At 27.1% G+C, this 8298-nt stretch carries 6 protein-coding genes; 2 read left to right on the forward strand and 4 right to left on the reverse strand.

Translation table 11 applies throughout. From position 1 onward, the window contains the following. The first annotated feature begins 128 nt into the window (after window positions 1-128). Window positions 129-1010, forward strand: a complete 882-nt coding sequence (locus tag Q0K19_RS14405) for an ABC transporter ATP-binding protein (protein WP_297249169.1) — start codon at window positions 129-131, stop codon at window positions 1008-1010. A 251-nt stretch (window positions 1011-1261) separates the two neighbouring features. Next, window positions 1262-2062 (forward strand): ABC transporter permease, encoded by an 801-nt coding sequence (locus tag Q0K19_RS14410; RefSeq protein WP_297249171.1) that lies wholly within the window; start codon window positions 1262-1264, stop codon window positions 2060-2062. Window positions 2063-2403: 341 nt separating this feature from the next. On the opposite strand, the gene Q0K19_RS14415 is transcribed toward Q0K19_RS14410, so the two are convergent. From Q0K19_RS14415 to argC, 4 genes are all read right to left on the reverse strand, one after another. Continuing rightward, the gene (locus Q0K19_RS14415) at window positions 2404-3636 is read right to left on the reverse strand and encodes an aspartate aminotransferase family protein (RefSeq protein WP_297249173.1); all 1233 of its coding nucleotides are present in this window, start codon (window positions 3634-3636) and stop codon (window positions 2404-2406) included. A gap of 42 nt (window positions 3637-3678) precedes the next feature. Beyond that, entirely contained in the window at window positions 3679-4545 is an 867-nt protein-coding gene (gene argB, locus Q0K19_RS14420) for an acetylglutamate kinase (RefSeq protein ID WP_297249175.1), read from the reverse strand. A gap of 562 nt (window positions 4546-5107) precedes the next feature. After that, window positions 5108-6337 (reverse strand): bifunctional glutamate N-acetyltransferase/amino-acid acetyltransferase ArgJ, encoded by a 1230-nt coding sequence (gene argJ, locus Q0K19_RS14425; RefSeq protein ID WP_297249177.1) that lies wholly within the window; start codon window positions 6335-6337, stop codon window positions 5108-5110. A 344-nt stretch (window positions 6338-6681) separates the two neighbouring features. Further along, window positions 6682-7740: an N-acetyl-gamma-glutamyl-phosphate reductase gene (gene argC, locus Q0K19_RS14430; protein ID WP_297249179.1), complete on the reverse strand. Its 1059-nt coding sequence runs from the start codon at window positions 7738-7740 to the stop codon at window positions 6682-6684. Between the last annotated feature and the right edge of the window lie 558 nt (window positions 7741-8298).

An 8298-nucleotide genomic window follows, 5' to 3' on the forward strand; every position in this document is an offset into this window, starting at 1 on the left:
AGCAGAAAGAAAATGACTAACAAAATAGATAAAGAGGATATGATAAAGCAGTATTCTAAGTGGATGAAAATGTTTAAGCAGATTGCATATAAGAAAAAATATTTATAAGGCATAAGGAGGAATTATTTATGTCTGTGATAAAAGTAGATAATATTAGCAAAGATTATGGAAGCAAAAGAGGAGTATTTAATTTATCTTTTGAAGTGAATAGAGGAGAAATATTTGGAATGCTTGGTCCTAATGGAGCAGGTAAGACAACAACTATAAGGCAATTAATGGGTTTTATAAAGTCTGATAAAGGAAGTGCCAAAATATTAGATATGGACTGTTTTGTAAATAGAGAGAATATACAATTGAAGTTAGGATATTTGCCTGGAGAGATTGCTTTTATGGACGAGATGAAGGGGAGTGATTTTATAAGATTTATTGCTGAGATGAAATCAATAAAGAGTAAAAAAAGAATTAATGAGCTTACAGATTTATTTGAACTTGATGCTAATAGAAAAATAAAAAATATGTCAAAAGGTACAAAACAAAAAATAGCTATAGTATGTGCTTTTATGAATGAGCCTGAAGTTGTTATACTAGATGAGCCTACAAGCGGACTTGACCCTTTGATGCAAAAAAAGTTTATTGAATTGATTTTAGAAGAGAAGAAAAAAGGCACTACTATTTTTATGTCATCGCATATATTTGAAGAAGTTGAAAAAACATGCGACAGAACTGCTATATTAAAAGACGGCAAACTTATAGCTATAGAAAATATGGAAGAATTAAAATCTAAAAAGAATAAAAATTTTGAAGTGGTTTTTAAAACAAATGAAGAAGCGTTAAATTTTAAAAATAAAATTAGTTTTAAATCAGAGCTAAATAATAATATTGTAAAGCTTTCTATTATCAATAATGAAATTAATAATTTCATAAAAGAACTTAGCAATTATGATATATTAGATATTAATTCTTCAACTCAGACATTGGAGGAGTTATTTTTGCATTTTTATAATAAATGATGAAAAAAATTATACTATGCTAATTTTTATTAATGTAGATTAATGGTGAATATTTTAGATTAAATTTAATAATTTATATTAGCCGTAAAATAAAGTTAGTGTTATTTAATAATGATTTTTATATTTGCACTTTTTGGTTCTTTGACGAAGTCCGCACAGCGAAGGCGGGAAAAAGAACAATAAAAGAATTAATATATACTAGTAAATAATTTTTATTAGCAATAATAAGTTTATCAATAATAGGAGTTTGTATGTTTAATTTAGTTTTATTAAAAAAAGAATTCAAATCAAATTTAAAAATATTATTAATATTTGCTTTAGTATTAACTATGTATGGAGCAATTATAGTTTCTATGTTTGACCCTAAACTTGTTGATAGTTTAAACTCTATGGTTGAGAGTATGCCTCAGATGTTTGCATTATTTGGAATGAATAATTTTTCAAGTAATTTAACCGACTTTTTAATTGATTATTTATATTCATTTTTGCTTATTATTTTTCCGTTGGTTTTTATTGTATTATTAGTTAATAGACTAGTAATAAGATACATTGATAAAGGAAGCATTGCATATTTATTTTCTACACCAAATTCAAGAATCAAAATAATATCTACTCAAATATTGAGTACTGTTATAGAAATATTTATATTAAACTTATATATAACTATACTGCTTATAATTACAAGTGAGATTATGTTTAAAGGAGAACTTGATATATCAAAACTCATAGTTATAAATATTGGACTTTATGGTTTGTGGTTTTCTTTTTTAGGAATATGTTTCTTAAGTTCTGTAAGTTTTTCTTCTGCAACAATTTCTCTTTGGGCAGGTGCGGGTATTTGTATACTATTTATGCTTTTTCAAATGATATCAAGGGTAGGTGAGAAGGCAGAGTTTTTTAAATATTTAAGTATTATATCATTGTTTAATCCTTCCAAATATAGCGATGATTTTAATATATTTTTAATTGGCACTATATGCTTATTAGTTATTGGAATAGTAACTAATGTACTTACTGTGATTATCTTTAATAAAAGAGATATATCAGCATAATTTTTTATTATATACCTAAACAAATATATTTTGTCAAAAATAATTTTTTTAAATTTTAAATATCTGCAGGGCTTTGCCCCGCACCCCACTTCTTTTATTGCCACAAAGAAGCAGGCACAGCCCGCCTTCGGCGAAAGGCTATATTTGAACTTAAATGTAATAAATTATTTTACATGTAAGATGATTTTAGTATGATTTAGTACTAATTTTATACTTGCATTTTTTGCAACTTTTTGCGGCGGGAAAAAGTTGAATAAAAAAATGACAAACTCAAAAATTTTTAGTATATATAAACCTGCTTTATAATACTAAAAAATCATTATAAAGCAGGTCTATTATCTTTATCCTAAACACTCGCAAAGTATCGAAACGGCTTTTTCTAATTCTTTGTCACTTATTGTAAGAGGAGGTAATAGTCTTATTTTGTTTTTAGCAGTTAATGGAATAGCTCCTTTTGATATGCATTTCTCTACTATTTCTCTTGCATTTAAACCTTCTTTCAAACCTATTCCAAGCATTAAACCTATTCCATCTACACTTACAACATTATCAAGTTTCATCAATTTACTTTTTATATATTTGGATTTCTTTTCAACTTCTTTTAATAAGTTTTTATCTATTATATTTAATACTTCCAAAGCACCTGCAGCAACAACAGGATTAGCACCGAATGTAGAAGCATGATCTCCCGGAACAAATACATCAGAACATTTTTTACTCATAAGCATTGCTCCTATAGGAAGTCCTCCTCCTAAGCCTTTAGCTAATGTTGTAATATCAGGTTTGATTCCAAAATGCTCAGAACATAAGAATTTTCCTGTTCTTCCTGCACCTGTCTGTACTTCATCAACTATAAAAAGTATATCATTTTCTTCGCAGTATTTTTGTACTTTTTGCACATATTCTTTATCAAGAGGTATAACTCCACCTTCGCCTTGTATAAGCTCTATCATCATAGCACAGGCATTGTCTTTTAATTTTTCTACAGTGTCTTCATAATTGTTCGCCTCTGCAAATGAAAAGCCTTCCAAGAATGGGAAAAAGTAATTATGAAAAACGTCTTGTCCTGTAGCTGAAATTGTAGCCATAGTTCTGCCATGAAAAGAATTTTTTAAAGTTACTATTTTATATCTTTTATAATCTTTATCATTATTAGCATATTTATTGAAAGAATATTTTCTTGCACATTTAATAGCAGCTTCATTTGCTTCAGCACCAGAGTTGCAGAAAAATACTTTATCATATTTAGTAATAGAGCATAATTTTTTAGCTAAATCTATATAAGGTTTTGTATAGTAAAGATTTGATGTATGCTGAAGAGTTTTTAATTGATTGGTTACAGTATTTATATAATTTTTATTTCCATAACCAATGCTATTAACTCCGATACCGCTTCCTAAATCAATATACTCTTTTCCTTCTATATCTTTTAATTTACAATCTTTTCCAGACTCTAAAACTATATCAAATCTAGCATAAGTATTTGCAACATATTTTTTACCATTATTGATATACTCTTTTTTTAATTTTGATTTTTCATTATCTTGATTATTATTTGTTTTCTTACAAGGCATTTTTTACTCCCAATCATAATTTTTTATTTTTATTAATGTTTATTAATCTTTATAGAACATAGTTCCTATACCTTCATCGGTGAACATTTCTATTAATAATGAATGGCATAATCTTCCGTCTATTATAAATACTTTTGATACACCATTATCAACTGCATCTATACAATGCTTAACTTTAGGTATCATTCCTCCTGATATAGTGCCGTCTTTTATAAGGTTATCTATATCTTTAATATTTATCTGACTTATTAAAGTATTTTCATCGTCTTTATCTTTTAAAAGTCCTGGAGTATCTGTCATATATATTAAAGTTTCTGCCTTTAAACTTTCTGCTATTTTGGCAGCGGCAGTATCAGCATTAATATTATAAACATTTCCTTCATCATCGCATCCTACAGTTGCAACTATTGGAATATATTTATTTGATATAATTGTATTAAGCAAATCTGTATCAACATCATCAACATCTCCTACAAATCCCAAATCATCATTACCTTTATATTTGCTTACTTTAAACATCTTTCCGTCAATACCGCATATACCAAGACATTTGCCGCCGCAGTTTTCAAGAGATGCTACTAACTCTTTATTAACTTTACCGGCAAGAACCATTTTTACTATTTCAGCAGTTTCGCTATCAGTGTATCTTAAGCCATTTATAAATTTTGATTCTTTTCCTATTTTATTAAGCATAGCAGTAATATCTTTTCCTCCGCCATGCACAACAATAACATTTATTCCCACAGTAGAAAGCAAAGCAACATCGCTCATAACTTTCTTTTTTAATTCAGGATTTTCCATAGCACTTCCGCCGTATTTTATTACAACGGTTTTTCCTGTGTATTTTTGTATATAAGGCAATGCCTGATTAAGTATAAATGCTTTATCTATATTTGAAATATTATCCATTTTTATTTCCTTAATTATTTAATTAAATTATTTTTATAAATTTTAATATATACTAAAAATTTTTAAGTTTCTCAATTTTTATGTTGTTCTTTTTCCCGCCGCAAAAAGAACCAAAAAGTGCAAGTATAAAATTAGTATTAAATCATACTAATTGTGTTTTACAGGTAAGATAAATTACTAAATTTAAGTCAAAATGTAGCCTTTCGCGAATCGTATCCGAGTTTATCGAGGATATAGCTTATCGCCGCAGGCGGGCTTTGCCTGTGGCAATAGCATACCTAAAGGTACTCCTTTCAGTCGCAGCATTCCCTGCAGTCGCAAAAGAAGTGGGGTTATTCTCACCGTAGGTGGACTTCGTCCGGGTACGCTTCGCGGGGGCAAAGCCCCAAATATCAAAACAAAAATATAAATTTATTATTAATAAAATATAGTTGTTTAGGTATATACTACATTTAAAATATCTTTAACTTATATTCATTAATATTTTATAATATTAATGAATGCTTATACGTTATTAAATAACTATAATTTTATAAAATATAATCATTTTATATATAAAATTTTAACTTCTGTAAGAGCCGTTAATTTTTACATAATCATAAGTTAAATCGCAACCCCAAGCTGTAGCTTTATAATTTCCAGAGTTCATATCTATTGTTATTTTTATTTCATCTTCTTTTAATATCTTTAAAGCTTCATCTTCATCGAACTCTACACCGTATCCATCTTTATAAACATTCATCTCACCATATTTTGAACCAACATTTATAGAAACTTTATTTATATCAAAATCAGCATCAGTATAACCTATAGCACATGAAATACGTCCCCAATTCATATCGCATCCGTACATAGCAGCCTTTACTAAATTTGAAGTTATTACAGATTTAGCTATCTTTCTTGCCAATTTTAAACTTTCAGCATTAATAACTTCGCATTCAATTAATTTTGTAGCACCTTCTCCGTCTTTAGCCATTTGCTTTGATAAATAAGTATTTGTCATATTCAATGCTTTGCAAAATATTTTATAATTATCATCTTCTTTATCAATTAAAGTATTTTTAGCTTCTCCGTTTGCAAGCACAACACACATATCATTTGTAGAAGTATCTCCGTCAACACTGATCATATTGTATGTATATTTAACGTCTTCGCTTAAAGCCTTTTGAAGCATTTCGCTTGATATATTGCAGTCAGTAGTTACAAAAGCAAGCATTGTAGCCATATTAGGGTGAATCATACCGCTTCCTTTTGACATTCCGCCTATATGAACTTTCTTTCCGTCAATTTCAAATTCATAAGCTATTTCTTTCATAAATGTGTCAGTTGTCATTATTGCAGATGCAGCATTTTTGGCATGCTCTGCAGAGTTATTTGCGTTTTCTATAAGTGTCTTTATATTTTTTTGTATAGGCTCTATTGGTAATGGCACGCCTATAACACCAGTAGATGCAACAGCCACATCTTTTTCATCAATACCTAATACATCAGCAGTGAGTTTACACATTTCTTTTGCTTTATCCACGCCGTCTTTATTACAAGTATTAGCATTACCTGAATTGCATATAACAGCTTTTGCCTTTCCGTCTTTTAAATGTTCTTTGCTTACTGTGATATTTGCTCCGCATGCTTTGTTTTGAGTATATACTGCAGCAGCAGAGCATAGACTTTTACTATAAATTATTGCTAAATCTTTTTTTTCGCTATTCTTTTTTATACCAGCATGTACTCCGTTTGCTAAGAAACCTTCAGATGCACATATTCCGCCTTCAATTTGTTTAATATCTGTCATTATAATCTCCTATTTTTTATTGTTATAAAAAAATTATTTATTTCTCACTATATGAAAAGACTTTATCTTTTAATTTAAAATATATGTATTGCCTTACATTTAAGGTATATTATTAAAATATAAAATTGAAGTACTTGCGTTTTTTGCAACTTTGGCGAAGCCCGCAGAGCGTGTGCGACAAAAAAGTTGACAATAAATTTACAAAAATATAAAAATTAATAAAATATAATTATTTATTTTGTAATATCAATTTTATAAATATTATTAGCTGACAACTTCCTTCGTTAGTTATCAGCTGCTCGTTTATTGCTTTAAAAATTACTAGCTATAAACTTATTATATTTTTAGAAAGCTGGAGGAATAAAATTCAATCCTTCAGATTCTTCTAACCCTAAAGCTATATTCATATTTTGTATTGCCTGTCCTGCCGCTCCTTTTACCATATTATCTATTGTTGATACTATTATTAATTTATTAGTTCTTGCATCTATATGCAAAGATATATCACAATAGTTTGAATATTTAACATATTTTAAATTTGCTATCTCTCCTATATTTAATACTCTTACAAATGCTGAATCTTTATAAAACTCTTTATAAGTATTATGTATATCTTCTAATTTAAGATTTTTATTTTCTAATTTGGCATATATTGTTGAAACTATTCCTCTATTTAATGGCAGCAAATGAGGAACAAAAGTAACTTTTATATCTTCACCGTATATATTTGATAATGTTTGTTCTATTTCAGGCGTATGTCTATGCTCTGCAATTTTATAAGGAGCAAATGCTTCATTGCATTCAGTATAATGAGTATTCAATTTCAATTCTCTTCCTGCACCTGTAGCACCTGATTTAGAATCGATTATAATATCATTTTTGATTATCAATTTATTTACCAAAGCAGGTGCCAATGCTAATCCTATAGAAGTAGGGTAGCAGCCGGGATTACCTATAATTTTTGCATTCTTTAATTCTTTTTTATTATATACATTATCATATTTGATTATTTCAGGTATTGAGTATATTGCCTCTTTATGAAGATTTTTGTATTTATATTCTTTACCATACCAATTTTTATAATCTTCTTCATCGTCCAATCTAAAATCAGCACCTAAATCTATAAACAAAATATTTTTTTCAAAACATTTATTTGCAATATCATCACTTAAACCAGCGGGCAATGATGCAAATACAACATCAGTATCTTCAAATATTTCATTTTCATCTAATAATAATTTATCTAAGTTTTTATTTAAATTAGGATATACCTCATTTATATTTTTTCCTACAAAACTTTTTGAAGAAAGATTTTTTAATTCTACTTTACTATGAGATAATAATAATCTTATTAATTCTGCACCTGCATATCCTGTTGCACCTATAACGGATACTTTTATCATATAAAACACTCCTGTAATAATTTAAAATAATATTAATAAAGACTAATATTTAATTGTTTTTATTTTTGAGAAATTTATTTTAAAATGCGATTGAAATAAAATGGAGGCTTAACGCCTTGAAGAATTGTTGAAAAATAAATTGTAATTATTTAATTTGTACATTTTTATTTTTTCCTAAAAACATTTACTATTGACAATAATATTATTATAAATAATAAAAAATGTCAAGGATTTTAATAAAATTTTCTTAATAATTATAAAAGTAAAGTTGAAAAAATTATATTAAGTATTATAATATAAATATGAAATTTTAATTTTTTATAAATATTTTGAATTTTTACGTATTAATATATAAGAGTAAATTTATTTTATAATTAAAAATAATGGTTTAGTATAAATTATGCCTTAACTATTAAGAGATAGTAGGATTGATATATGATAAAGAAATTAATTAACAAAAAATTATATTTTATACTTCTTTTATTGATTTTTATTATAATTTTGATTTTTTTTTTTAAGAAAATAAATATATTAGTTAAAACAAATAAATAGTCTCAA

The sequence above is a fragment of the uncultured Brachyspira sp. genome, assembly GCF_944393015.1.
Classification (GTDB): Bacteria; Spirochaetota; Brachyspiria; order Brachyspirales; family Brachyspiraceae; genus Brachyspira.

Excerpts from the sequence above, each read along its gene's own strand:
- Q0K19_RS14405 (WP_297249169.1), top strand. The coding sequence starts at position 129 with ATGTCTGTGATAAAAGTAGATAATATTAGCAAAGATTATGGAAGCAAA.
- Q0K19_RS14410 (WP_297249171.1), top strand. The coding sequence starts at position 1,262 with ATGTTTAATTTAGTTTTATTAAAAAAAGAATTCAAATCAAATTTAAAA.
- Q0K19_RS14415 (WP_297249173.1), bottom strand. The coding sequence starts at position 3,636 with ATGCCTTGTAAGAAAACAAATAATAATCAAGATAATGAAAAATCAAAA.
- argB (WP_297249175.1), bottom strand. The coding sequence starts at position 4,545 with ATGGATAATATTTCAAATATAGATAAAGCATTTATACTTAATCAGGCA.
- argJ (WP_297249177.1), bottom strand. The coding sequence starts at position 6,337 with ATGACAGATATTAAACAAATTGAAGGCGGAATATGTGCATCTGAAGGT.
- argC (WP_297249179.1), bottom strand. The coding sequence starts at position 7,740 with ATGATAAAAGTATCCGTTATAGGTGCAACAGGATATGCAGGTGCAGAA.